The 26,733-nt window shown below is 61.6% G+C and carries 23 protein-coding genes; 15 read left to right on the top strand and 8 right to left on the bottom strand.

Annotated elements, in window-relative coordinates:
* Window positions 1–387, top strand: a complete 387-nt coding sequence (locus U5A67_RS16510) for a hypothetical protein (protein WP_205984604.1) — start codon at window positions 1–3, stop codon at window positions 385–387.
* A 14-nt stretch (window positions 388–401) separates the two neighbouring features.
* Here the strand turns inward: U5A67_RS16510 and U5A67_RS16505 are convergent, their stop codons facing one another.
* Window positions 402–884: a 2OG-Fe(II) oxygenase gene (locus U5A67_RS16505; protein ID WP_321815448.1), complete on the bottom strand. Its 483-nt coding sequence runs from the start codon at window positions 882–884 to the stop codon at window positions 402–404.
* A gap of 197 nt (window positions 885–1,081) precedes the next feature.
* Window positions 1,082–1,831: a 2OG-Fe(II) oxygenase gene (locus tag U5A67_RS16500; RefSeq protein ID WP_321815345.1), complete on the bottom strand. Its 750-nt coding sequence runs from the start codon at window positions 1,829–1,831 to the stop codon at window positions 1,082–1,084.
* A gap of 296 nt (window positions 1,832–2,127) precedes the next feature.
* Between U5A67_RS16500 and U5A67_RS16495 the strand changes: the two genes are divergently transcribed.
* From U5A67_RS16495 to U5A67_RS16440, 12 genes are all read left to right on the top strand, one after another.
* Complete coding sequence (locus tag U5A67_RS16495; RefSeq protein WP_321815346.1) at window positions 2,128–3,117, top strand: ABC transporter substrate-binding protein; 990 nt, start codon at window positions 2,128–2,130, stop codon at window positions 3,115–3,117.
* Window positions 3,114–4,139 (top strand): amidohydrolase family protein, encoded by a 1,026-nt coding sequence (locus tag U5A67_RS16490; protein WP_205984600.1) that lies wholly within the window; start codon window positions 3,114–3,116, stop codon window positions 4,137–4,139. Before U5A67_RS16495 ends, U5A67_RS16490 begins: the two co-directional genes overlap by 4 nt.
* 53 nt (window positions 4,140–4,192) lie before the next feature.
* Window positions 4,193–5,044, top strand: coding sequence for an amidohydrolase family protein (locus U5A67_RS16485; RefSeq protein WP_205984599.1), 852 nt, complete (start codon window positions 4,193–4,195; stop codon window positions 5,042–5,044).
* Window positions 5,045–5,166: 122 nt separating this feature from the next.
* Window positions 5,167–6,447 (top strand): MFS transporter, encoded by a 1,281-nt coding sequence (locus U5A67_RS16480; RefSeq protein ID WP_321815347.1) that lies wholly within the window; start codon window positions 5,167–5,169, stop codon window positions 6,445–6,447.
* Window positions 6,448–6,573: 126 nt separating this feature from the next.
* Window positions 6,574–7,560, top strand: a complete 987-nt coding sequence (locus U5A67_RS16475) for a protocatechuate 3,4-dioxygenase (RefSeq protein ID WP_205984597.1) — start codon at window positions 6,574–6,576, stop codon at window positions 7,558–7,560.
* Window positions 7,561–7,622: 62 nt separating this feature from the next.
* The gene (locus U5A67_RS16470) at window positions 7,623–8,480 is read left to right on the top strand and encodes an HpcH/HpaI aldolase family protein (RefSeq protein WP_205984596.1); all 858 of its coding nucleotides are present in this window, start codon (window positions 7,623–7,625) and stop codon (window positions 8,478–8,480) included.
* A gap of 79 nt (window positions 8,481–8,559) precedes the next feature.
* Window positions 8,560–9,453, top strand: coding sequence for a phosphate ABC transporter substrate-binding protein (locus U5A67_RS16465; RefSeq protein ID WP_205984595.1), 894 nt, complete (start codon window positions 8,560–8,562; stop codon window positions 9,451–9,453).
* A gap of 143 nt (window positions 9,454–9,596) precedes the next feature.
* Window positions 9,597–10,622, top strand: coding sequence for a porin (locus tag U5A67_RS16460; RefSeq protein WP_321815348.1), 1,026 nt, complete (start codon window positions 9,597–9,599; stop codon window positions 10,620–10,622).
* Window positions 10,623–10,869: 247 nt separating this feature from the next.
* Window positions 10,870–11,790, top strand: coding sequence for a helix-turn-helix domain-containing protein (locus tag U5A67_RS16455; RefSeq protein WP_205984593.1), 921 nt, complete (start codon window positions 10,870–10,872; stop codon window positions 11,788–11,790).
* A gap of 254 nt (window positions 11,791–12,044) precedes the next feature.
* Entirely contained in the window at window positions 12,045–13,217 is a 1,173-nt protein-coding gene (locus U5A67_RS16450; protein ID WP_321815349.1) for a lactonase family protein, read from the top strand.
* A gap of 33 nt (window positions 13,218–13,250) precedes the next feature.
* Window positions 13,251–14,558: an MFS transporter gene (locus U5A67_RS16445; RefSeq protein ID WP_321815350.1), complete on the top strand. Its 1,308-nt coding sequence runs from the start codon at window positions 13,251–13,253 to the stop codon at window positions 14,556–14,558.
* Window positions 14,559–14,647: 89 nt separating this feature from the next.
* Window positions 14,648–15,586 (top strand): LysR family transcriptional regulator, encoded by a 939-nt coding sequence (locus tag U5A67_RS16440; RefSeq protein ID WP_321815351.1) that lies wholly within the window; start codon window positions 14,648–14,650, stop codon window positions 15,584–15,586.
* 15 nt (window positions 15,587–15,601) lie between these two features.
* On the opposite strand, the gene U5A67_RS16435 is transcribed toward U5A67_RS16440, so the two are convergent.
* A complete protein-coding gene (locus tag U5A67_RS16435) occupies window positions 15,602–17,200 on the bottom strand; it encodes an aldehyde dehydrogenase (NADP(+)) (protein ID WP_321815352.1) in 1,599 nt (532 codons plus the stop codon).
* 23 nt (window positions 17,201–17,223) lie between these two features.
* On the bottom strand, window positions 17,224–18,900 hold the full coding sequence (locus tag U5A67_RS16430; RefSeq protein WP_321815353.1) for a thiamine pyrophosphate-binding protein: 1,677 nt from the start codon (window positions 18,898–18,900) through the stop codon (window positions 17,224–17,226).
* Between U5A67_RS16430 and U5A67_RS16425 the strand changes: the two genes are divergently transcribed.
* Complete coding sequence (locus U5A67_RS16425; RefSeq protein WP_321815354.1) at window positions 18,899–19,090, top strand: hypothetical protein; 192 nt, start codon at window positions 18,899–18,901, stop codon at window positions 19,088–19,090. The genes U5A67_RS16430 and U5A67_RS16425 overlap by 2 nt on opposite strands.
* A gap of 50 nt (window positions 19,091–19,140) precedes the next feature.
* On the opposite strand, the gene U5A67_RS16420 is transcribed toward U5A67_RS16425, so the two are convergent.
* A complete protein-coding gene (locus U5A67_RS16420; protein ID WP_321815355.1) occupies window positions 19,141–21,069 on the bottom strand; it encodes a hypothetical protein in 1,929 nt (642 codons plus the stop codon).
* 967 nt (window positions 21,070–22,036) lie between these two features.
* Between U5A67_RS16420 and U5A67_RS16415 the strand changes: the two genes are divergently transcribed.
* Complete coding sequence (locus tag U5A67_RS16415; RefSeq protein WP_321815356.1) at window positions 22,037–22,954, top strand: hypothetical protein; 918 nt, start codon at window positions 22,037–22,039, stop codon at window positions 22,952–22,954.
* 86 nt (window positions 22,955–23,040) lie between these two features.
* Here U5A67_RS16415 and U5A67_RS16410 read toward each other — a convergent pair whose 3' ends face one another.
* From U5A67_RS16410 to U5A67_RS16400, 3 genes are all read right to left on the bottom strand, one after another.
* Window positions 23,041–24,462, bottom strand: a complete 1,422-nt coding sequence (locus U5A67_RS16410) for an MFS transporter (protein WP_321815357.1) — start codon at window positions 24,460–24,462, stop codon at window positions 23,041–23,043.
* Window positions 24,463–24,525: 63 nt separating this feature from the next.
* Complete coding sequence (locus U5A67_RS16405; RefSeq protein ID WP_321815358.1) at window positions 24,526–25,773, bottom strand: NAD(P)/FAD-dependent oxidoreductase; 1,248 nt, start codon at window positions 25,771–25,773, stop codon at window positions 24,526–24,528.
* Complete coding sequence (locus U5A67_RS16400; RefSeq protein WP_205984584.1) at window positions 25,770–26,732, bottom strand: VOC family protein; 963 nt, start codon at window positions 26,730–26,732, stop codon at window positions 25,770–25,772. The genes U5A67_RS16405 and U5A67_RS16400 overlap by 4 nt, the downstream gene beginning before the upstream one ends.
* Window position 26,733 lies beyond the last annotated feature (1 nt).

Below are 26,733 nucleotides of genomic sequence, written 5' to 3'. Positions count from 1 at the left end.
TTGGACGAAAAAACGGCCACCGACATGGCGCTCGCGCATCACCTCACGTTCGCCGCCTGCCAGAGCTGGGCGGGCACCACACGGCTTGTCAGCGAACTGGTGCGCATGGTCTACCTCACTTTCTATGTGCAGTGCGCCGGTTATGGCGATACGGAAATCGCCAGATTCGCCGATGCCGAAGCCGCACTGGAGAAGTGCATTCTGCGCGCGGGCGACGATGAAACCTGCCGCATTTCCCCGGGCGAGCGGGCGCTGGTCGAGCCTATTCTGCAGCAGGCGGATACGCAATTGTTTCTTGCACCGCGCCAGGCCTTGATTGAAGCCTATAAGCGGCTGGACCGGTTTCTGCGTAGCTCGAATGAGTCGCCGTTGCCGCAGGCAGCCTGATTGCGGGCGGCCACTTACGCCGCCTGATGAAAGATCAATTCCAGCCCGATGCGTTCGCCGCTACGCACGCGACTGACCGCATGTTTGAGACTGGCGCGATAGTAGCCATGCGTGCCCTGTACGGGCCGCTGCGCGCTCGCGATGATCGCCATGTCGCCGAATGCCAGCGGCACGACCATCGGGCGTGACTGCATGCGCGGACGCTGCTCCGTCATGACGAATTCGCCGCCGGTGAATTCGCGCTGCGGTTCGCTCATCAGCGCGACGATTTGCAGTGGAAAAATCCACTCGCCTTCGTCGTGGCGATGCAGTGCGCGGCGCTCGCCTTCGCGCAGTCTGTATAAATGCGATTGCGGCCGATTCTGCGAAGCGTGGCCATTCAGTTCAAGAAACGTATTGAGTTCATCAGGAAAACGCCTTTCTATTCCAGCCAACTCATTCCAGCGATTCGCCACTGGCACAAGCCAACGATAGAGCGCTTCGTACCATGCGTGCAAACGTGGCGGCATCTCCTGACCGAAGTAACAAAGCTCCTCGCCATCGGCGCCAATGGTGGAGTTTTTATCGTCAAGCGCTGCAATCAAGGCGTGAATCTCGCGCGCGCCCAAGCATTGCGGCAACAGCGCATAGCCTTGCGCATCCAGTTGCGCGCCAATAGTTTGCATATCGAAACGTTCAAGCATATTCCATCCCATCATGCCGATGCCGACGGCTCGCGCGCGTCATGAAAGATCACGCCCAGCGTATAACGCCGGCCGCTGCGCACCACGCTCACACCATGGCGCATCGCAACCTTGCGTGCACGCCCCTTCAGCCCGGGCCGCTCGTTCACGGCAAAAATGACCGCGTCGCCCTGCCTCAAGGGCACCACATCCGCGTGCTGGCCGCTGCTGCGCGTTTCGGTCATGACGAATTCGCCGCCCGTAAAATCCACGCCGGGCTCGGAAAGCAGAACGGCCACCTGAAGCGGAAAGACATGCTCGCCATAAAGATCCTGATGCAGGCAGTTATAGTCGCCCGGACCATAGCGAAGCATTAACGGAGTCGGACGGGTCTGCCCGGCCTCGCGACAACGCGCGAGAAACGCATCCAGTTCTGCGGGATATGTCACATCCACACCCAATTGCCCATTCCAGCGATTGGCCACAGGCGCAAGACGCCGATAAAGCGCGTGACGCAGCCGTTCAAGAAAAGGCGGCAAGGGGTAGGAGAAATACTGATATTCACCGCGCCCGAAATTGTGGCGGGCCATCACGACGCGCGAGCGGAAGCAATCGTTGCGCGAATAGAGTCCGGCCAGTTTTTCGCATTGATCCGGCGTGAGCAACGAAGGCAGCACTGCATTGCCATAACGATCAAGCGACGCCGTGGCGGCGTCCCAGATCGCCTCCCAGTCGGTCTGCAAGGTCTGCACGGCTTGCTCGTTTTGCGCGGTTTCGCCCATCGCCTCTTCCAGTCAGTCATTGCGAACGCCCGCAGTCTACCGCGATGGCGCATCAAGGACGCTCCGCTCCTTGCGCTCCTATTCCCCTCATAAACTGCAAAAAATACAAGCGCCGCAGCATTCACCCACGTATACCCGCGGGCGCGGCGCGAGCGGCGCTAAAAAAAGTGCTATTGAATCTCTCTTTTGTGTAGGGACGCCCGCGCGGCCCTCTTCTATTCTCTCCCCATCGCATTGCCAGTCCGGCCAGGCCATCCGGCCCGCTACCCGTGACGGCTCATTCAAGCAAGGAGAGGATGTTGACTCAGAAAGTGCGGCTCAAAATTGCCATCGCCGAGCATCCGCATACGTCGGCGATCCGCAACGGCTCCATTCCCATCGAGGGCGTGGACGCGGAATTCGTCACGGTTCAGCCCCAGATCGGCGCGTTCCGCCGCATGGTTCGTGATGTCGAATTCGATGTCTGCGAACTGGCCCCGACCACGTATATCATCGCCCGCGCCTATGGCGCGCCCTTCGTTGCGCTGCCGATCTTCGTCGTGCGCCGCTTCCACCACGGCGGCCTGCTCGTACGCCCGGACGCTGGCATCAATTCGCCGAAGGATCTCGAAGGCAAGAAAGTGGGCGTGCGCGCCTATTCGGTCACGACCGGCGTGTGGACGCGTCAGGTGCTGATCGACGAATTCGGTCTGGATTCCTCGAAGGTCACGTGGGTGGTCGACGACGAAGAGCACGTCACGCAACTCAAACTGCCGGGCAACGTGATTCATGCGCCTGCAGGCAGCTCGCTGGCCGACATGATGGCAAGCGGCGAACTCTCGGCAGGTTTCGCAGCAGCGGCAGGCATTGGCCGCACCGGCGCGCCCACGGGCGGCTGGAAGGAAGTCGAAGCCGATTACCCCGATCTGCTGCCGAACGCCGAAGCGCTCGAAACCGAATACTACGCACGCACGGGCATCTACCCGATGCACGGCACCATCGTCGTGAAGGATTCGGTGCTGGCCGAGCATCCGTGGGTCGCGCGCTCGATCTACAACGCGTTCGCGCAAGCCAAGAAAGAATGGCTCGCACGTCTGGACGCAGGCGAAGCCACGGCAGCCAGCGACAAGAAATACCTGGCGCTGCGAAAGATCGTTGGCAACGACCCGCTGCCCTACGGTCTCGCGGAAAACCTCAAGACCATCGAAGCACTCGAAGCCACCGCATTCAAGCAAGGCCTCACGCCGCGCCGCATGGCGATTGAAGAGCTGTTCGTCGACCCGCTGGCACAAGAGGTGAAAGCATGATTATCGATTGCCACGGCCACTTTACGACCGTTCCCGCATCGTTCCGTAACTGGCGCGCCAAACAGGTCGAATTCGCCAACGATATCGCCAACGCGCCCTCGCGCGACGGCGCATTCGTGAGCGACGACCAGATCCGCGAAGCCATCGGCAACGGTCAGCTCAAGCTGCAACGCGAACGCGGCAGCGATCTCACGCTGTTCTCGCCGATCGCCGGCCTGATGAGCCATCACCTCGGCAACGAGCGCACGAGCCTCGAATGGGCCGAAGTGTCCAACGATCTCGTCTTTCGCGTGACCGAGCTGTACCCGGAGAACTTCGCGCCGGTTTGCCAGTTGCCGCAATCGCCGGGCGTCGCGCCAGCCAATAGCGTCGCGGAGCTGCGCCGCTGCGTGGAGCAGATGGGCTTTGTCGGCTGCAACCTGAATCCCGATCCGAGCGGCGGCTACTGGACCGGCAAGCCGGTGACGGACCGCGAGTGGTATCCGCTTTACGAAGCGCTGGTCGAACTCGACGTGCCCGCCATGATTCACGTGGCCGCTTCGTGCAACCCCTGCTTCCACGGCACGGGCGCGCATTATCTGAACGCGGATACCTCGGTGTTCATGCAGATTCTGCAATCGGATCTGTTCAAGGACTTCCCGACCCTGCGTCTGGTGATTCCGCACGGCGGCGGCGCGGTGCCCTATCACTGGGGCCGTTATCGCGGCATGTCGCTGGAAATGCGCGAGCGTCCACTTGAAGGACTGCTGAACAATATCTTCTTCGATTCGTGCGTCTATCACCAGCCGGGCGTCGAACTGCTGACGAAGGTCGTCCCGGCGGACAACGTGCTGTTCGGTTCGGAAATGATCGGCGCGGTGCGCGGCAAGGACCCGGCAACGGGCCAGTATTTCGACGACACCAAGCGCTATATCGACGCCTGCCCCGCTCTCTCCGACGAAGACCGCTACAAGATCTTCGAAGGCAACGCGCGCCGCGTGTATCCGCGTCTCGATGCACGCCTGAAGGCACAGGGCAAATGATATTCGGTCGCGCAACCCGCGATTCAGATCGACAGACAGGGACAGAGAGAGACATGGCTTCATCCATTGTTGATATTCATCCGCACATCATCTCCGACGACGAAAGCCGCTATCCGCCTGCACCGTTGTTCGGCAAGCGTTCGGAATGGTCGAAAGAGCGCCCCACCACGGTTGAAACGCTGATCGCCGCGATGGATGCGGCCGGCGTGGGCAAGGCGGCGGTCGTGCATTCGTCGACCACGTATGGCTTCGACAACAGCTATGTGGTCGATGGCTGCGCGAAATACGCGGACCGCCTCGTGGCAGTCGGTTCGGTCGACGTGCTCAAGGAAGACGCGCCGCAACGCATTCGCGAATGGACGGACCGCGGCCTCGCCGGCTTGCGTCTGTTCACGGGCGGCAGCACGAAAGAGTTCGACCCGAGCGAACTCGACGACCCGCGCTCGTTCCCCGCGTGGGAACTGTGCGCGGAACTGGGCCTGCCGATGTGCATCCAGACCGGCCCGGTCGGTCTGCCGCAAGTCACCGCACTCGCCCGGCGCTTTCCCACGGTGCCGATCGTGCTCGATCATCTGGGCCGCCCGGAAGTTGCGGATGGCGCACCGTATGCGGCCGCGCAAAGCCTGTTCGAACTGGCGCAGTACGAAAACATTTTCCTCAAGCTCACGCCGCGCATTTTTGGCGACGTGAAAAAGGAAAAGGCCAGCGCGCAGACCTTTTTCCCGCTGGTGGTCGAAGCGTTCGGCGCGGACCGCATGGCGTGGGGCTCGAATTTCCCCACCTCGCCTGGCACGCTCGAAGAGATTCTCGCGACGGCGCAAGCCGGTCTGGCCTGCCTGAATGCGGCGGATCGCGCGTGGATCTTCGGCAAGACGGCACAAAAGCTGTACCCGGCGCTGGCCTGACGATCTGAAGCGCTGATCGAGGCGCGCCTGCAACACGGCGGCTGGTTGGTGACCTGCATGAGTGGCTATCGCAGACACCGGCCAGCCAGTAAGAAAACCGATTGAGGTTACGAAAAAAGCAGATGGAGACGAGCAAAACTCAGCGGCAAGGCAGCGTGAACCGATGGGGCATTCTCGCCCTGCTGGCGCTCGGCGTGCTTACGTCCTTTATCGATCGCACCAGTATTTCCAGCGTATTGGCGGACAGCGCCTTTATCCGTCACTTCGCGCTTTCCAATGTCGATCGCGGCTGGATCAATTCCGCCTTCTTCTGGTCCTACGGCCTGTTTCAGGTGCCGATGGGCTGGGTCGCCGACCGCTACGGCGTGAAATGGCCCTACGCGGTGTGCTTCGCGCTCTGGTGTCTCGCCACCGCGCTGATGGGCGCCGTGACGACGCTCGCGGGCCTCGTCGTGATGCGCCTGCTGATCGGCATCGCCGAAGCGATCGTGATCCCCGCAAGCTATCGTTGGATTCGCAATAACTTCGACGAAAGCCAGAACGGTCTCGCCGTGGGCATTCTCGCGATGGGCAATAAATTCGGCCCCGCACTGGGCGCACCGGTGGGCGCGTGGTTCATCGTCAATTACTCGTGGAAAGCGATGTTTGTCGCCACGGGTCTGGTCGGCCTGCTCTGGCTGGTGCCCTGGCTGACGCTGGTGCGCAACGACCTGCCCTCGCGCGCCCAACTCGCCAAAGCCGACCGGCATGCACGCAGCGTGAGTTTCGGCAGCATTCTCGCGAGCCCGGTGGTGTGGGGCGGCATGGTCACCAACTTCTGCTACGGCTATTTCACCTTCTACTGCATGACGTGGATGCCCGCCTACCTCGTCGAGCAACGCGGCCTGTCGATCGGCGAATCCGGCGTCTTCACGTTCTTCAGTTTCGCGGGCATTGCGATTGTTGCGGCCATCGCGGGCTGGGCCGCGGATCGCATCATCGCTCGCGGTCATGATCCGGTGGTCGTGCGCAAGGGCTTTATCGTGGCGGGCTTCGTGGGCGGCTGTACGGTGCTGCTCGGCGCCTACGCACAATCGCTCAATACCGCGCTGTTCTGGAATGTGTTGTCGCTTTCGCTGCTCGGCATGACCACGGCGAACAACCTCGTGCTCTCGCGTCTCACGCTGATTCCGAAGCAGACCATCGGCCTCGTGACCGGCGTGCAGCAGGTGGCGACGAGTCTTGCGGGCGGTGTCGCAGCGAGTCTTTCCGGCTGGCTCCTGCATATCAGCCATAGCTACGACCTGCCGATGCTGGTGATTCTGGTGTTCCTGCTGGTGGGCGCAGCGGCGACGCTGATCATGTATCGCGCCGAATGGGCACCGAAAGTCAGCGAGCCACAGGGGGAATTGCGCGAAGCCTGATTCCATTGCATCGGATTCCGAACCATCACGAACGCGGCGCAGCGAATATCGGCTGACGCAATTGATACCCTTCGGGCCGCCACCCTTCTCGTGCGGCCCAGATTAAAAAAACTGGAAACAACCTAAATGGCGAAGATCGTATTCGGAATGGCAGTGCCGCATAGCGGTATGCTGGGCCAGGCGCCTGAAGACTGGCTCAAGAACGGCGAGCGCGACCGCAACAATCCGGCGCTCTGGTTCCGCAACCGCACGTGGACTTACCCCGAACTGGAAGCGCACCGCAAAGCCGCATTCGAACCGTTCCTCACGCTGGAAGAACGCACCGCACGCGCCGCGCGCTGCCGCGCCGCACTCGACAAGATGGCCGCCGCCTATCGCGAAGCCAAGGTCGACGTCGCCATCATTCTGGGCAAGGACCAGAAGGAAATCTTCACGGACTTCTCGCCGTCCATCGCGATCTATAGCGGCAAGGATGTGCACAACGGTCCGCCGCAGCGTTCGGTCTATGCGCCCGATCACCACGTCACGCACGAATGCCATCCGCAACTGGCGACGTATCTGATCGAGCACTTCCAGAAAGAGGGTTTCGATCTCACCGATCTGTTCCAGTGGCCCGAAAACGTCTGGATGACACCGCGCCCCGAATACCCGGTCGTGCCGCACGCGTACAGCTTCGTCTATCACCAGATCATGGACGACAACCCGCCGCCGCACGTGCCCATCATCATGAACTGCTTCTATCCGCCGACGCAGCCTTCGATGTCCCGTTGCATCGAGTTCGGCCGCGTGCTGCGCGATGCGATCACGGCCTGGCCGGAAGACGTGCGGGTGGGCATTTTCGCTTCGGGCGGCCTCTCGCACTTCGTCAATGACGAAGAGTTCGATCACAGCATCATGAAGATGCTCGGCGACTACGACTACGACGGCCTCGCCGCCGTGGACGACCGCTCGTATCAATCGGGCACCTCGGAAATCAAGCTCTATGTGAGCGTGATGAAAGCGGTCCAGGAAACCGGCGCGGCCATGACGCTGGTCGATTACGTGCCCTGCTGGCGCACGCCCGCCGGTACCGGCGAAGGCATGGGCTTCATGTACTGGAGAGCGGCGGAATAAATCGCCAGCACTAGCCAGAACATTGCGCCACTAATCCAATTCATCGAAGAGAGACAAATCGTATGAGCACCCATCGCCTCAATAGCATCATTCGCGCCCTCGAATCGGGCAAGCCCGCCTTCACCGCCTTTTCCAAGCTCGACAAGCAGAACGCGATCGAGATGAGCGACGCCCCGTACGACGGCATCGTGTTCGAAATGGAACACAACCCGTACGATGTCGCCGCGCTCGGCGACGCCATGCAGTACATGCTCAACCGCAAGGAAATCGCCGAATCGGGTTCGGTCTCGCCGCGCGTGACGCCGATTGCGCGGATTCCCGCTAATGGCGTGGAAATGAATCAGGCCTTTGCCAAGCAGGTGCTCGATCGCGGCGCTTACGGCGTGGTGTGGCCACACGTGGCAACGGTCGAACAGGCCTATAACGCGGTGGCGTCGTGCCGCTATGCGCGCCCCAAGAGCGCCCCGCTTTACGAGCCGAAAGGCGTGCGCGGCGACGGTCCCGCTACGGCTGCGCGCTACTGGGGCTTGAGCACGGCCGATTACTACAAGAAGGCCGACGTGTGGCCGCTCGTGCCGGAAGGTGAAATTCTCGTTGGCCTGATGTGCGAAAGCACCCAGGCGATCGAAAACCTCGACGACATTCTGTCGAACGTGCCGGGCATCGGCTTCATCCTGATCGGCGAAGGCGATCTGAGCCAGGAACTGGGCTTTGCGCGTCAATACGAGCACCCGGAAGTGCTGGATGCCATGCGCCGTATCGTGTCGATCTGCCACAAGCACAACGTCGTAGTGGGCAATCCGCACGTGACGGCGAAGAACCATCAGCGTCTGATCGAGGAAGGCTACCGTTTCCTGATGTCGGCACCGACACGCAGCTATGGCGTCGTGGGCGCAGCGCGCGAAATGGCGGGTTACTAAGCGACGATCGGCAACAAGCAGCAGCGAGCCCCATTACGCATCGCGCGATTCATCGAAACACGAATAAGGATTCCTTATCATGACGACCACGCAAACCGAAGTACCGACCTTGCGCGTCAATCTTGCCGACTATGCCGTGACCAAGGCGATGAAAGACGGCCGCGTCAGCTCGGACATCGTCACGCTCGACTACTGCGGCCCCACGCCCGCCCATAACGGCTTCAAGGCCATGGTGCGCGAAAACGCATTCGACGCGGGCGAACTGGCCATCGTCACCTTCCTGCAGGCGAAAGCCTACGGCAAGCCTTATGTGCTGCTGCCCGCGCCCATCTCGGGCCGCTTCCAGCATCACTGCGCGGGCTACAACGTCGACTTCGGCGAACTCGCGCCGCGCGACATCGAAGGCAAGAAGGTGGGCGTGCGCACCTACACGCAGACCACGGCCCTGTGGATTCGCGGCATTCTGCGCCACGAATACGGCGTCGATCTCGACAAGGTCACGTGGATGACGCTCGGCGACGGCCATCTCGCCGAATACAGCGATCCCGCCAATTGCGTGCGCCTGCCCAAGGGCTCGTCGATTCCGCAAATGATGCTCGACGGCGAACTGGACGCTGCCCTGCTCGGCGAAGACATGCCGAAGGACCCGCGCGTGCGCACGCTCGTGCCCGACGCGCAGAACGCCGCGAAAGACTGGTTCGCGCGCGAAGGCGTGGTGCCGATCAACCATATGTTCGTGGTGCACAGCGACCTGTCGAAGCAGCGCCCGGATGTCGTGCGCGAACTCTATCGCATGGTGGTGGAAAGCCGCGCGCAGGCCGAAGGCGTGCCGGCCGTGTTTCCGCCGATCGGCATGGAAGCGAATCGCAAGGGCATCCAGCTCGCGATCGACTGGGCGCTCGACCAGAAAATCATTCCGCACCGTCTGTCCGTCGACGAGTGCTTCGACGATCTGACCGCCACCCTCGGTTAATCGGTTCCCTTTTTGCCGGATGCGCAACGGCTTTCGCCGCTGCGCATTCTTGCACTTATTTCCCGGAGGACTACGAAGCAAACAGCAGCACAGAGCGAGCCAGATAGACAGGCCGCGATAAATAGAAAGAACACGGAGACAGAATGAAAAGATTGCTCGTATTGGCATGCGGCGTCACATCGGCCTGCATGTTCAGCGCGGCGCACGCGCAGTCGTCCGTCACGCTGTATGGCGTGATCGACAATGGCGTCGAGTTCCAGAACGGAGGCGACGGCAAGGTCGTGCGCGCGACCTCCGGCGGCCTGTTCGCAAGCCGCTACGGTTTCAAGGGCAGCGAGGACATTGGCGGCGGCATTCACGTCAATTTCCAGCTTGAACAAGGCTTTTCCGCCATGACGGGCGCAGCGGCGAACTCCACCGCGGCCTTCAATCGTCAGGCGTGGGTGGGCGTATCCGGCCATTTCGGTGAAGTCCGCTTTGGTCTGCAAAACACGCCGCAGTACATCTTCCTGAATCGCGAGCTGGACCCGGTTGCCGTGATGAGTATGGGTTCGCCCATGCTGAACTTCAATTCGCTGACCATTCGCGTCAACAATGCGATTTCGTATTTCACGCCGACTTTCTACGGTCTGACCGCGCAATTCATGGTGGCGATGCGCGACTCCACCACCAAACCCAGCAACGGCCTGCAGTTCTATAACGCAGCGGTGCGCTATGAAAATGGCCCGTTCCGCGTGGCAGCAGGTTACGAGCAGGCCGATAATGCGGCCGGTACGTCCGCATTACGGGTCTTCAATGCGGGCGCTTCCGTAGGCGTGGGCGCGGCGCGTTTCTATCTGGCTTATCACACGGAAAACCAGACCGATAACAGCGTCAAACGCGACGTGTACGAAGCGTCGGGTTCGTATCTGTTCTCCCCTGCCGATCAACTCATGCTGATGTACGGCTACGAACACGATCGCACGGGACAGGGCAATAACGCGCAACAGATTGGCATGACCTACGAGCACTATCTGTCGAAACGCACGACGCTTTATGCATCGGCGGGCTTTATCCAGAATCGGAATCGCGCGGCTTTTACGCTCAACGGCACGTCATATGCCGGTGTTACCGTGGCGCCGGGTTCGAATACGCGCGGTGTGATTCTTGGCATGGTGCACACGTTCTAATGCTTGTTTAAGCGCGCCGCGCAATGATTTTCGTAATACCGCGTAATGAATTGCGCGGCGGCGTTGGGGTTAGCAGCAGGTCGCGCCCCGAGAGTCGGTATGAAAGAATGATGGGCGTTTTCTGCGTCTTTTTAAAAAGGGACGCAACCGGAGCAATGGCATGTGGGCCCGGCCAGCAGGTGCAGTGCTCCGGCGAAACTTCAATCGCAAAGGCGTCCGGCGCAAGACCGCTCGCCGAGGAGACTTCATGGCCCAGAGTGCGATGAGCAGCAAACCCGTGCGCAGAACGACCGGCGAAGCCCGGCTCGCCGCTGTGCCGAAAGTGCGTTTGTATGTGGAACGACCCGAGGAAGAAAACTGGTTCGTTCATGTCGGTCACGTGACCGAGCGCGGCCGCTGGCGCACTGCGCCGCACGCGCATCCTACCTACGGGCAGGTGATTTTCGTGCGCAGCGGGCGCGGCGTCATGAATCTGGAAGGCAGCAGTGTGCCTTTCGAAGGTCCATGCGCACTGCTTCTGCCGACCGAATGCATTCACGGTCTCGATTACGAAATCGATGTCGATCGATGGGTCGTCACCGTCGACGTTTCCTATCTCACTCAGGTCAACGCGAAGCTGCACGAATTCATCGTGCTGTGGTCCGCGCCGCGCATGATTCCGCTGGCGCATGCCGAAGAAGCGGGAGACGACCTCTATACGCTGATTCAACGCCTGAAGCAGGAAGTCGAATCGAGCGCCGTTGGACATGTGCCCGGCGCCGAAGCCTTGCTGACGATGCTGCTGCTCACGCTCGTGCGTGAAGCGCATCTCGATCAGGCCGCGAACGACGGCACACCGCGCCATGACGTGCGTCTGGTCGAGCGTTTTCGCAAGCTGATTGAAGAGCATTACCGTAACAATCTGCCGCTGCAGGAATATGCGTCGATACTCGCGGTCTCGCCGGTGCAATTGCGTGCTGCCTGCGCATCGGCGGCGGATATGAGTCCGACCAAGATGATCCACGCGCGCATCATCACCGAAGCGAAACGCGAGCTTATCTTCGGCGATATGTCGGTGGAACAGGTTGCGTTCTGGCTCGGCTTCGCCGATGCCGCGTATTTCACGCGCTTTTTCCGCCGCGAAGTAGGCCAGGCGCCCAGTCAGTTTCGTATCGACGCGCGTCGGTAGTCTTTTAGCGCTCGATGGTTGCGCTGTGAGTTTCACGTGATGCGGCGCAGGTGGGGGCGTGTTTTGTTGGTCCGCGGGTAGGCGCCACGGAGTGGGCGCCCCGGACTATGCGTCCCCAGCTACGCGCCCCGACTAGGCGCCCCCGTACATTCCCTGGTCGAGCGGAAAAGTGCCAGTGAAACCGGGAATTGTGCAGGGACCACGCCTCGTGCGCCCCCTATGCTTTTCTTCAAGTCCAATCACGTGAATCGAATATGGCGCATTCGTTCAAGCTTCATGCTCCGCGGCTAGCGGTCACTCTCTCACTCGTTGCGTGTGCATCGATCTCGGCATGTACGGCGGTTTCGTCTGCCAGCACTGACTCGCAGAACTCCGCCACGGAATTCGCCTATATCGGCACGCAGCAAAAGCAGATCAGCGCACTGCGTCTCGATACGGCTTCGGGCAAGATCGTTGCGCTGGGCACCGCCGCGCAGGGTCCGAGCGCGACATGGGTGGCTTCGCATCCTGCCTTGCCGATACTCTATGCCGTTGACGATCAGCGCGACAAGGAAGGCAGCATCACCGCATACGCCGTGAATCACGGCACGGGCGCGCTCGAGCGCATCAACGATGTGCATACGGGCGGCATGGGCACCACCTTTCTGCAGTTCGATGCGCCTTCGTCCACGCTGCTCAGCGCGAATTACAACAGCGGCTCGGTGTCCAGCGTGACGGTGGACGGCGACGGCAGTGTCGGCAAACTCGAATCGACGATTGCAGAAAAAGGCTCTGGCCCGAGCCCGCGCCAGAAAAGCGCACACGCGCACGGCGTCACGATCGATCCTTCCGGCCGCTATGCTCTCGTGCCGGATCTGGGCGCAGACCGCATATTCATCTATCGATTCGATCGCGATACGCACGCGCTTTCGCCACGCGCAGGCGATGCGCCGCACGCATTCGACACGCCGCCGGGCAGCGGCCCGCGCCGCATTCTCTTTAGCGCGAACGGTGAATATGCCTACGTGCTCACGGAAATGAGCGCCGAATTGATGGCGCTGCGCTGGGATGCCTCGAAAGGCGCGCTCACGTTGATGCAATCGACGCCGATCACCAGCGCCTCGTTCAACGGCGTGAAAAGCGGCGCGGAAATGGCATTCGGCCGCGACGGACGTTTTCTCTATGTCGAGAATCGCGCAGAAAACGCCTTGATGGTGTATCGCGTCGACGCCGCCACGGGTGAAGTCTCGCTGGTTCAGCGCACGCCTTCGGGCGGCCAGAAACCGTGGGGTTTCGGTATCGATGCGTCGGGGCAATGGATGCTCGTTGCGAATCAGCATAGCGGCGACGTGCGCCTGTTCCGCATCGATCACACCGCCGGCACGCTTGCGGATACGGGCGAATCGGTCGCCGTGCAGGACCCCACGAGTGTGGCTTTTGTCAGGTAAGACCATGCGCATCACACTGCAGTACGCAATTCCATGAACGTGCTTTCCACGCCCCGCACGCGCGCCACCCATCCGTGGCGCGTGCTCGTGCTGTTATCGCTCGGCCTGCTGATTTCCTTTGTCGATCGCACCAGCCTGTCTTCGGCGCTCGCCGATAAAGCCTTCATTCATCACTTCGGACTCACGAGTATCGAACGCGGCTGGCTCAATTCCGCGGTGTTCTGGTCGTACGGCGTATTCCAGATGCCGATGGGCTGGCTGGTCGATCGCTATGGCGTCAAGCGACCGTATGCGATCTGCTTTCTGCTCTGGTGTCTCGCAGCAGCAGCAACGGGCCTGGTCACGACACTCTCCGCGCTGATCGTCATGCGGCTTTTGATCGGCGCGGCGGAAGCTGTCGTGGTGCCCGCGACCTATCGCTATCTTGCGAATCACTTCGAGGAAACGCAGAAAGGCACGGCGCTCGGCATCTTTTCGATTGGCGGCAAAATGGGCCCGGCGCTGGGCGCGCCTATTGCGGCGTGGATGATCGTCACGGCCTCATGGAAAGCGATGTTTATCGCCACCGGTCTGGTTGGATTGATCTGGCTGCTGCCGTGGCTGCTGATGGTGGAAAACGATTACCCTTCGCGCAGCGAACTGGCGGCCGCCAAAGAACGTGCGGCTTCGGTGCCGCTCGGCAATCTGCTGGCGAGCCCAGTGGTGTGGGGCGGCCTGATCAATAACTTCTGCTATAGCTATTTCGCGTTTTATTGCATGACGTGGATGCCGGCGTATCTCGTCGAGCAGCGCGGGCTTTCACTGCAATCGTCCGGGCTCTATACCTTCTTCAGTTTCGCGGGTATTGCAATCGTTGCGGCCATTGCGGGCTGGGCGGCTGACCGCATCATCGCGCGCGGTAACGATGCGGTGACGGTACGCAAATGCTTTATCGTCGCGGGTTTTATCGGCGGTACGACGGTATTGCTGGGCGCAAATGCGCATTCTTCGGATATGGCGCTGTTCTGGAACGTCGTCTCGCTTTCGCTGCTCGGCCTCGTTACCGCGAATAATCTCGCGCTGTGCAAACTCACTCTCATTCCTAAACCCGCTGTGGGTTTGAATACCGGACTCCAGCAAGTCGCTACGAGTCTTGCGGGCGGCGTATCGGCAAGTCTTTCCGGCTGGCTGCTGCATATTGGCGGCAGCTATACCCTGCCGATGACAGCGATCTTCATCTTTCTGCTGATTGGCGCGACCAGCACGATCACGCTCATGCGGCGCGAGTGGGCGCCGCGCGTCAACACGCCTGCGAGCGACACGCAAGCGAATCAAAATACCGGGTGCGCCGATTGCGGCTGAACACGTGATATAAAGAAACGCACGCCATATGGCGCTGCGTTTCGGCGCTCTTCATATGACCTGAGCGCGGTATATCACGCGATTCACCGATGAATTCAGACGACCTCGCCGTTTTTGCCCACGTTGCGAAAACGGGCAGCATATCGCGCACGGCCATGGAGCTTGGCGCGAATCAGTCCACCGTCAGCCGCCGGATTGCGCTGCTCGAAGCGGAGCTGGGTGTGCGGCTCTTTCGCCGCAGCGGGCGCGGCGTGGGCCTCACCACGCACGGCGAACAACTGCTCGGCTACGCGCAGACGCTCGAACGCACGCTGGAGGAAGCGCGCGGCGCGATGCGCAGCGGCACGCAAAGCGGTCCGGTACAACTCGCCATCGCGGCCCAACCCACCATCGCGCGCATCATGTTCGGCCAGCTTGGGCAGCGTCTGCGTGCGCGCTATCCGCACACGCGCGTGCGATTTGTCGAAGGTCTCGCAAGCCAGATTCTCGGCCGCCTGAACGACGGCGAACTCGATCTCGCGATCATGTATGTGCCCGAGCATCGCGGCGCAACGCAATTCGATCCGCTGCTTGCGGAGGAACTCTGTCTGGTCACGCCAGCGGAATTTGCCCTGCCCGCCGGCCCTTTCGATGTGCGCACGCTAGGCCAGGTGCCGCTCATCCTGCCGAGCACGCATCACGGTTTGCGCGTGCTGGCCGAATCGCTTGCCGCACGACACGGATTCACGCTGCAGATTGCGCTCGAATGCGATGGCTCGATTTCGCTGACCAAGCGCCTCGTGATGGCGCAATGCGGCTGCACGATATTGCCCGCAGCGTCGGTCATAGAAGAAGTGGCGCAAGGACGATTGCGTTGCGTGCCGCTCGCGAATGCGGCCGTGGTGCGCGACGTGGCGATCGCCTGGCCGCTCAATCGGGTCTTGCCCGATGGCGTATGGCGAGTCGCGCAGATGATACGCGAGCTCGCCGCCGAGCTCATCGAAGCAGGCGACTGGCCGGGCGCGACCTTGCCCGCGCCCGAAGCCTGATCACAGAAAAGTGCCTTAATTACGGCTCAATTCGCCATCGTTGAGACGCCAGATCGCCATCGGATTATCGTGCTTGAGCGGATCGGGCAACAGCGCGTCCGGCACCGCCTGATAGCACACCGGGCGCAGGAAGCGATCGATCGCCGCCGTGCCCACCGAAGTCGTGCGCGTGTCCGAAGTCGCCGGGAACGGGCCGCCATGCACCATCGCATGACAGACTTCCACGCCAGTCGGGAACGCATTGAACAGCACGCGGCCGGCCTTGCGTTCGAGGATTGGCATCAAGGCCTGCGCCTGGGCGTAATCCGCTTCGTCCAGCTGCACGGTGGCCGTCAATTGACCGCTCATGCGGCGCAGGACGGCGTGCAGCTCGTCGATATCGCGGCACGCCACGATAAGCGAACACGGGCCGAACACTTCTTCATGCAGGGCAGGATCGGCAAGGAACGCACTTGCTTGCGTGCACAACAACATCGGCACCGCATCGTTCGGTCCGCGCGCGTCGCCGCCGCGTGCGAGCGTACCCACGCCATCGCGCTCGGCAAGATGCGCAACGCCCCGGCAATACGCCGCGTGAATGTTCGGCGTGAGCATGGTGGCGGCGGCCTTGGTCGTGATCGCCTGCGCTGCCGTGCTGCAAAATGCGTCGAGTGCTTCACCTGCGAGCGCCAGCACAATGCCGGGATTCGTGCAGAACTGACCGACGCCCAGCACGACCGAATCCGCGTATTCGCGCGCAATCTGTTCGCCGCGCGCGGCCAGCGCGTTCGGAAGCAGCACGACCGGATTGATGCTGCTCATCTCCGCATAAACGGGAATAGGTTCCGCACGCGCCTGAGCGATGCGCAGCAAGGCCAGACCACCCTGCTTCGAACCCGTGAAGCCTACGGCCTGAATCTCCGGGTGCGCAACCAACGTTTCGCCGATCCCGTTGCCGTCGCCGATCACCAGCGAGAATACGCCTTCAGGCATGCCCGTTTCGCGCGCGGCCTTGGTAATTGCGCGCGCAACGAGTTCGGAAGTGCCCAGATGCGCCGGATGCGCCTTCGCCACCACCGGGCAACCCGCGGCCAGCGCGGCCGCCGTATCGCCGCCCGCCACCGAAAACGCCAGCGGAAAATTGCTCGCGCCAAACACCGCCACCGGACCCACGGCGATGCGTCGCATGCGCAGGTCGGGACGCGGCAGCGGCGCGCGTTGCGGTTGCGCCGAATCGACTACCGCGCCGTGCCAGCGTCCATCGCGCACGACGTTGGCGAACAGCTTCAACTGGTTGACGGTCCGCATGCGCTCGCCTTCGAGGCGCGCCACCGGAAGCGCCGATTCAAGGTGCGCACGCTCGATCAGCACCGGGCCGAGATCGAGCAAGGCCTGCGCGATAGCGTCGAGAAACGCTGCGCGCCGCGCATCGGACAATTGCCGGAAGGGATCGAAGGTTTCGCCCGCAAGCGTGCAGGCGCGCTCGACCTGCGCAGGCGTTGCGCAACCGAATGCGGGTTCGAGCGCTTCGCCCGTTGCCGCGGCAATCGCGCGCAACGTGCCGCCCGTGCCTTTGACGGATTCACCGCCGATGATCATCTCGCCTTGCGGCGCGATTGAGACGTGGGTTTGCATCGTCATCGTCCTTTAGTGTGCAATTAGCTGGCAAGCCGGTTGGCCGGCGTAATCTGCAGCGGATCGGTACGCAGTTCGATCAGCGCCGCCACGCCAGCGCGTTGTGCGCGCTCGAACGCTGCCGCGAAGTCTTCGGTACGCTCGACTCGCTCGGCGTGCGCGCCGAACGCCTTCGCCATCGCCACGAAGTCCGGGTTCACGAATTGCGTCGCCGACACCCGGCCCGGATACTCGCGCTCCTGGTGCATACGAATCGTGCCGAGCATATTGTTGTTCACGAGGATCACAATGAGCGGCGCGCCAAATTGCACCGCCGTCGCCAGTTCCTGCGGATACATCATGAAACAGCCGTCGCCCGCGAAGCACACGACCGATTGCTCTGGATTCCTCAGTTTTGCGGCAATTGCCGCCGGGAAGCCGTAACCCATTGCACCGTTGGTGGGCGCAAGTTCGGTCGCCATCTGGCGATAGCGATAAAAGCGATGCACCCAGACCGTGTAATTACCCGCGCCGTTTGCAATCACCGCATCTTCGGGCAGCACTTCGCTCAGATGCGCGACCACCTGCGCGAGATCGACACCGCGAATTTCCGCGGAAGGCGCGGGCGGCGTCGAATGCGCGACATAGTCGGCACGCGCCGATTCCGTCCATGCCTGCCAGCGCGATTGCGCGTCGCTGGACACAGCGGCCACGCTGTCGAGCGAGCGCGCAAACGCAGCGAGCGAAGCATTGATCGGCAGATGCGCCTGATAAACGCGGCCCAGTTCTTCGGCATCGGGGTGCACGTGGATCATCGTCTGCTTCGGCGTGGGGATTTCGAACAGCGTGTAGCCCGACGAAGTCGATTCCGCGAGACGCGAACCGATCACGATCAGCAGATCCGCGTCACGCGCGCGTTGCGCGAGCTTCGGCGAAACGCCCAGGCCCAACTGACCTGCATAATGCGCGTCGCGATTATCGAACAGATCCTGACGACGGAACGACGCCGCCACCGGCAGATTGTTCGCCTGCACGAAGCGCTTGAGCGACGCGCACGCGCGCTCGTCCCAACCCGTACCGCCGACGATCACGAGCGGACGCGAAGCGGCCTCCAGCAGCGAGCGCAGCGCGTCGAGCGACTGTGCCTCGGGCGCGGCCTGAGCGATGCGCACCGCAGCCGCATCGACGACTTGCGCGCTGCCGAACAACACGTCTTCAGGCAACGCAATCACGACCGGACCCGGACGGCCCGAAAGCGCCACACTGAAGGCCTTCGCAATGATCTCGGGAATACGATCCGCGCTTTCGATCTGGGTGACCCATTTGGCGATGCCGCCGAACATCTGCTGATAATCGACTTCCTGAAACGCGCCACGGCCGATAAAGCCCTGCTCCACCTGGCCGATGAAAAGAATCATCGGCGTGGCGTCTTCGTTCGCGGTATGCACGCCATTGCTCGCATGCGTGGCGCCGGGGCCGCGCGTAACGAAACAGATACCAGGACGGCCCGTGAGCTTGCCGTAAGCATCGGCCATATTCGACGCCGCGCCTTCATGGCGCGTGGTGATCGTGCGCACGCCATGCGTATCGTGCAAAGCGTCGAGCACCGGCAGATAGCTTTCGCCGGGCACGCAATAGACGGTATCGACACCATTGCCGACGAGGGCATCGACAAGAATGCGCCCGCCGTTGCGCGAAAGAAGGGATGCGGATTCAGACATGAAAGTGGCTCCTTATGACCAGTCGCGGCACCATGGCAAGCGCTGCGCAATGCTGAAATTATGGGTTTCTCTTGCGCGCGCGAACGTGCGCGTTGCGCATAGCAGCTATGCACGATATGCGCGCCATGCACGACAAACGAAAGCAGACACGCATAAAAAAACGCCGTGCATGAGCACGGCGTTCAAATAAAAAACCTGCGAAACCTGCGAAATCTGCGTGAATACGATCAGGCAAACCGATCAGGGATTCGGCACATACATCGGCATGGCTTCTTCCCAGAGCGTATCGGTGATCGCATGCGCGTCGCTACCGTCGGCATTCATCACCCAGTTCTGGCCGTCGGGCTGGAAGCTGTTGTCGTAGAGCGCGAGTTCGTCGCGGAAGCCATACGTGCCGGAGCTATACGCGATGCGGCCATCGTACGTCCACACGGCATGGCCCTGATTCGAGCCATCGGTCGTCAGGCGGCGCACATCGGTGCCATCCGGCTTGATCGTGAACACGTCGTAATTGAACTTGTTCGGATCGGTCGGATTGACCTGCTTGCGCGTAAAGACGATCTTCGAACCATCGGGCGACCAGCCCGGCAGATTGTCTTCGGCGGTTGTGAGCGTAGTGGTCTTGCGCGTTTCCAGATCGAGAATACGCAGACCCTTGTCCTTCTCGCTCCAGACGCGATAGACGAGCTTGGTGCCGTCCGGCGAATAGCTCGGGAAGCCCGCGTTTTCCGACCCATCCGTGAGCGCTTCCGCGTGGCTATCCATGCTGCCATCGGTCTTGATGCGCATGATCTTGCCCGGACCGCCTGCACGCGTGAAGAACCAGCTACCGACACCGAACGCCACCCATTGACGATCGGGCGACCAGGTCGGCTGGAACGCGCCCGCGAGGCCCTTTTGCACGAGACTCGGATCGAGACCGCTCTTCGACGCATCGTAAATGCGGTGATAACCCGAAAGGTCCGCATTCACGATGGCGATCGACGAATTGATGGCCTTCTCCGTATAGACCAATTGCTTGCGGTCGGCGGAGAGTTGCGGGAACACATCGATATAGGTGTATTTCCAGTGCGGATCGAAACTGAACAGCGGCGTGCCGTTCGGGTGCGCCGGACGGAACGACACCTTTTCGTAGACGATTTTCTTGCCGTCGTACGAATGACGCGGCGAGCGGATGCCCGTATCGCGCGTGGCGCGCACTTCGCCTGCGGTGGTGTAGAGACCTTCCGTATCGCCGCCCTTCACGTGATACGCGAGCGTCGTGTCGCTCAGGTATTGCGGAAAGACCTTGAAACCGGGCGTTGCCGTGAGATCGTTGCGCGCGTGCGTAGCCAGATCGACGGAAACGATCTGCGAGCTGACGCTATTGATGCCTTCGGGGCGGTGCGCGCCCCAGGTCGACTCAACCGGCGTTTCGTAGAACGCGACGCGCTTGCCGTCGGGCGAGAACGTGGGCGAACCTTCGTCGAAACCGGCGCGCGTGGCGACCTGATGCCAGCCGGAACCGTCCGGGTGGATCATATAGATGCTTGCTTCTTGCGTGCGCTCCCAACCTACCGGCAGATTGTGGCCGCGCCAGTCGCTGCCGATATCCGATGAGAGCGCGATCCATTTGCCGTCCGGCGACCACGAAGGGCGGAAGAAACTGTGCGGCTTCGAGGGATCGAATTTGATGTTGCCGGTGACGTTCTTGAGCGCGCCGGTGGCGATGTTCAGCGTCCAGATGTTGGTGGTGCCGAAATCGTGCTTGCCGCGACGCGATGAAACGAAGGCGATGATGTTCGGATTGACCGGCGAGAAGACGGCTGCGTCGTCGACGGCGATGTGGTCGGTGAGTTTCTGGAGTTGCGAGCCGTCGGCTTTTACGCGGTACAGGTCGGATTCGCCGAGGCCTGCGCGCTCGGATGTGAATACGATCCACTGGCCGTCTTTGGAGAACGAGGCGTGGTAGTCGAAACCGTCGGTTGCTAACAGCTTGTGTTCGTCGGAGCCGTCTGCGTTTGCGATGTAGAGGTCTGAGGTGACTGGGCCCAGGCGGTTGAGCAGCAGGGTGCCTTCGGTTCCATCCTTGCTTTCCGTTGCTGCGTGCGCCGGTATCGAGAGAAGCGCTCCGTTCCCCGCAAGTGCCGCTATTGCGGCTATGGTCATGATCTTTTGCTTGAGTTGCACTGCTGGTGTCTCCTGTATTTTTGCATCGCTGGCTGCGGTGAGTGTTCTCGTGGGGTTGGCATTTCCTTGTTTTCGTGTCGGTCTGCCAGCGTTGCCCCTGTGCGGGGCGGCACCTACTTTCTTTGCGGCGGCAAAGAAAGTAGGCAAAGAAAGCCGCTCACACCGCCAGTGTGACGCAGTCCACAACCAGCCTTACGCGGGGAATGGTATAGGAGCGTCTGCCATCCCGCGCCTTCCAACCAAGTGACAAAGGACTCATCCATCCCGTTGCTCGCTACGCGTGCAACGGTTGGGTTTGCCGGTGAAACCAGCAAACCTTCGGTTTGCGTTATGCCCTTCGGGGCGCGTAGCGCCCCCGGGTGGGCGGGCGCCTTGTCACTCAGTGGTATGGCGCGGGGGACCGGATGCTCCTATACCATTCCCCCTAAAAGGCGGTTTGTGGACTGCGTCATTCTGGCGTTTGTAGCGGCTTTCTTTTGCCTACTTTTCTTTGCCGCTGCAAAGAAAAGTAGGTGCCGCCCCGCACAGGGGCGACGCTAATAGACCGACACGAATTCAAGGAAATGCCAACCACACCAAAAACACCACAGCCAAAAATAAAACCCCAAAAAAACCTCAAACCAACCCACACCACAAGCCTACCGCCCCAACCCCGCCAGGTCCCTGAACAAAACACACTTTCACTAGTACTTTTCGACAACCGCACCGCCCCAAACCCAATCCCCACCTAAGCATCTACCCGTACCACCTTCAATTTCCGCCAAAAAGTCCCAGCGAATCCACCTTTTGTATAAGGGCACGCGCACGCCCTTAACCTACTATCACCGGCAGCCGAACACCCAGGCTATCCATCGCCAGATGGATCAATAACGTGGTCAATAGAATACGTATAAGGCCGGAGACAATGAAGACGACACGAAACGCGGTATGCACGCCATCGATCCGAAAGTCATTGATTGGCATTGCGATGTTTTTCGCTTTAGCTCAATTCGCCAACGCGGAGGTCTACAGCGCACCGAACGGTTCCGCTCCCCCTCAAACCGACGACAATCTGCCCAACGGCGCAGCCCCCACCGCCAAACAGGTTCAGGCCGATAACGGCCCACCGCCGCTGGTCTGGAACGACACCTACGTCGGCTATCGTTATGGGCGCGATTTCCACTATCCCGGCGTGCCCGACAAGGTCGCGCAGAACATCGGTTATCTGACCACGATCGGCGGCTTCCGTTACGGTAGCTATGCGTTCAACGTCGATTATCTGGTTTCGAATTCGGCCAACCCGGAAGCCGGCGGTCCTTCATCTGGCGGCGCGCAGGAAGTCTATAGCGTTGGCCGCGTCGAGCTGAGCGCCGGCAAGATTCTGGGTCGTTCGGTCGGCTACGGCTTCGTGCGCGATCTGGGCGCGACCGTGGGCTATGAGTTCGGCGTGAAGAACGACGCCTACGCACAACGCGCGCGTATGTTCGTGTTCGGCCCGACGGTGGAATTCGCCATCCCGCACGGTTTCTGGAACCTGACGATCGGCGGTCGCACGGAAAGCAATCACAACGGCATCGCCGGCGTGGATATCACCTTTCATACCGCCTGGCATATCGAAAGCTCGTGGATCGTGCCGTTCCGCGTGGCAAAGGTGCCGCTCGAATTTCGCGGCTTCGCCAGCGTAACGGGTCCGAAAGGCAAGGACGGTTTCAATACCGAAACCACCACCGAATTTCTCACGCGTCTCTCTCTGCTGGCCGACGTGGGTTCGTTTATTGGTCATCCGCGCACGGCGTATTTGGGCGTGGGCTACGAGTACTGGCACAACATGTACGGTACGCCGTCGAGCGAAACGGTCAGCACCAAGACCTCCGCGCCGATGGTCATGGCAGAACTGCATTTCTGATCGCAGTTGTCGCGGTAAACGTGAAACGGGGCAGCCATCTGATTGGCCGCCCCGTTTTTATTTCAACGCCTTTCTCGAAGCGTACTTTACGCCTCCAGTTGCTCCAGCACCTTGCCCTTGGTTTCAATCCCGAGGAAATGCACCGTAATGGCCGCAAGGAACGGCACCGCCGCGAGGATATAGAACGCCACGTCCAGATGTCCGCCAACCATCGTCTTCGAAACGATAGTCGGTGCGAAGATCGCCGCGACCTTGAGCCATGCGCCGCCCACGCCGCAACCGAATGCGCGGATGCTGGTCGGATACAGTTCAGGCGTGTACACGTACGCCGTGATAAAGCCGCTCGCCAGCAGACCCAGCGCCAGCGCGCAGAACGTCGCCACCACATACACCGACATATCGTGGCACACGCCTGCCAGCGCCAGCGACACCGCACACAGCACGAACGACACGTTGATGATCGGCTTGCGGCCCACCTTGTCCACCAGCAGCGCGCAGGTCAGCGAACCCACCACGCCCAGCACCGAAGCGGCCACGGCCAGATTCAGCGCGAGTTGCAGCGGCGCGTGATAGACCGTGCGGTAAATCGTCGGCAGCCAGGTCGACAGACCGTACTGAATGAAGCCGCAGGTCATCCACAGCATCGCAACCGCAAGCGTGCGCTTCAGATAGGCCGGACCAAACAGATCCTTCATATTGCGGCGCGGGTGACGCTTGGTCAGCGCATCGAATTCGGCGGCATTCGTGACCGGCGGCAGCGGTCCTTTGGCCGTGCGTTCGAAGGCATGCACAGCGGCGTCGGCGTCCACCAGACGTTCGCGTTCGGCGAGCCAGCGCGGCGATTCCGGCACCAGCTTGCGCAGCACGAAGAACAGCACCAGCGGCATGCCGCCGATGAAGTACATCACCTGCCAGCCGAAGCGCGGCACCAGCCAGGCACCCAATGCATTGGACGCCAGCAGCCCGATCGGGAACACCACTTCATAGAGGAGAACGAAGCGTCCACGACCATGCGCGCGGCTGACCTCGTTGATATACGTTGCCGCAACCGGTAATTCGCCGCCCAGCCCGAAGCCCTGAATCACGCGCAGCGCCGCAAACACCGCAAAACTCGGTGCGAAACCGCAGGCAATACTCGTCACGCCGATAATGCCCGAGCTCCACGCAATGGCGCGCACGCGGCCATGACGTTCCGCGAGCCACGGAAACAGGAAAGCGCCGAACAACTGGCCCACCGATCCCGAAGCGATCAGAAAGCCGATTTCCCACGGCGTGAGATGCCACTTCTGGATCAGGATCGGCAGGGTCGCCGCAATGGCGATCACGTCGAAGCCGTCGAAGAACGTGGCAAGACCGATCAGAATGCGCGCGCGCACCTGCATGGCGTTGGTCGGCAGCCGTTCGAGGCGCGCGATGATCGAGCCGCGCGTCAGCGGCTCGCGCACGGGCGACTCGTCGAGCGCGGCGCTCGCGCCGCTCTGGCCGATGTTGGTATCGAGGATTCTCATGCCTGTGGTCCCGTCCCGTATGTCCGCATGTCCGCACAATGCGGAATGTCGCGTAAATGCGCGCTAAGCAAGCGCTTTGCTGGTATCGACGAGTGCCGCGAGATCGACCGCGCGGCCCTGGTTCATCCATTTGCGCGCGAGCTTCAGATCGCGCGCGGAATTAATGGCGATCACGCCACGCAGATGCCCGTTCTCCACGAAGAAGAGCGTCGCGCGCTTTTCTTCGAGACTGCCGCGCAATGCGGGCGTGGCGCCTGCCGGAATCTCACCGAGAATCTGCAGGTTCACGTCGTATTGATCGGACCAGAACCACGGAATCTCCGCGTACGGCGTCTTCACGCCGAGCACGGCCTTCGCAGCGGCAATCGCCTGGTTCTGCGCGTTCGCCCACGACTCCAGACGCACGCGGCGCTTGAGCCACGCGTTCGGATGATTCGCCACGTCGCCGCACGCAAAAATATCGGAATCCGAAGTTTGTCCGAATTCGTCGACGACAATGCCGTCCTGCACCTCGATGCCCGCCGCTTCGGCAATCGCCGTATGCGGCGCGAGACCGATGCCGGCGACCGCGAAATCCGCGTCGAGCGTGCTGCCGTCCGCGAAGGTGGCGCGCACGCCATCGCCGTGATCGTCGAGCGAAACGAGCTGCGCATTCAGGCGGATATCCACGCCATTGGCGCGATGCAAGTCGAGCAGGAACTGCGAAACTTCATCCGGCAGCGAGCGCGCGCACAGACGCGGCGCGCCTTCGATCACCGTCGCTTCCACGCCGAGCTTGCGCGCCGTCGCCGCCACTTCGAGGCCGATCCAGCCGCCGCCCACCACCAGCACGCGCTGGCTGCGGCGCAGGCGTTCGCCCAGTGCCATCGCTTCGTCGAGCGTGCGCAGATAGGTCACGTGCGCGCTCTTCGCCACGCTTGCGGGCAGCTTGCGCGCCGCGCCGCCAGTGGCGATCACGAGGCGGTCGTACTTCAGTTCGCGGCCCGAGCGCGTGGTGACGATGCGGTTCGCGCGATCGATCGCGGTTGCGCTATCGGGCTGCCAGGCTTCGACATTCAGCGCGGCGAATTCGTCGGGCTTCGCAATGCGCACGGTTTCGATATCGGCTTCACCTGCGAGCACAGCCTTCGAAAGCGGCGGGCGCTCATAAGGCAGATGCGTTTCGTCGGCGATCATCACGAGGCGGCCGGCAAAGCCTTCCTGGCGCAGCGTCTTGACGACCCAGCCTGCAGCCTGGCCGCCACCGATCACGACGACCGTACGCGGCGTATCGACTGCGTCGGCCGCATCGGCTTGAATCGATTCGCTCATGATTTACGCTCCGTCATGAACTTGCCCTTCGGCGCTTCGGCGTTTTTCTGGCGACGCGTATTGCCGTCCAGACCGCCGTCGATAGCCCATTCCGCAAACACGGTCGGACCCGGTTCGAAGTCACGCGGCTGCCATTCGGGCGTGAGCATATCTTCGTCGGCGTAATACTCGATCAGACCGCCCGCCGGATTCTTGAAGTACCAGAAGTACGCCGACGAAACCGGATGACGGCCCGGACCGAGCTGCGTGGTCCAGCCGCAACGGCTGATATGCAGGCCGCCGCCGAATACTTCGTGAATGTCGCGCACCGTGAACGCCACGTGATTCAGGCCCTTCTTGCCGTCGGGCAGCGCGAGCAGAAACAGATCGTGGTGGCCGCCGTGCGGCGCGCAGCGCATGAAGGCGCCGCGATTCGGATAACGGTCCGAGGTCTCGAAGCCCAGCAGTTCGTGATAGAACGCTTCCTGTTCGGCGAGGCAGTTGGTGAAGAACACCACGTGGCCCACTTCCACCGGCTCGGCGCGATCGTAGATCGGCGAAGGCGTATCGACGCGCAGCGTCTGGCCCCACACGTTCGACGGCGAGCCCTGCACGTCCACGTCGCGCTTACGCGTGACTTCGATGCGAATCGCCATGCCGGCCGGGTCGAAGCAACCCACGCCGTTATCGTCGCTGTAATAACCGGGCTGACCTTTGAGGCGCTCGCGCAGCGCGTCCACTTCTTCGCGCGTCGCCACGCCCCACGTCACTTCGCGCAGCGTCGGGCCGGCTTCGAAAGCGGCGGGCAGCGACGCATCGTTCGCATCGACGGCCAGCACCGTGCAGCCGTTGAGCGTTTCGAAGCGTGCGCGCGTTTCGTCGTGCGCGGTTTCCTTCAAACCCCAATCCGCGAAAAAGCGGCGGCAGGTTTCAAGGTCGGTCACGCCGTAAGTAATCTGTTCGATGCCGAGAATCGTCATA

It is taken from the genome of Paraburkholderia sp. J69-1 (assembly GCF_905220255.1).
Taxonomy (GTDB): domain Bacteria; phylum Pseudomonadota; class Gammaproteobacteria; order Burkholderiales; family Burkholderiaceae; genus Paraburkholderia.
Note: the sequence above shows the minus strand (reverse complement) of the source record. Positions and strands in the feature narration are given on the sequence as shown.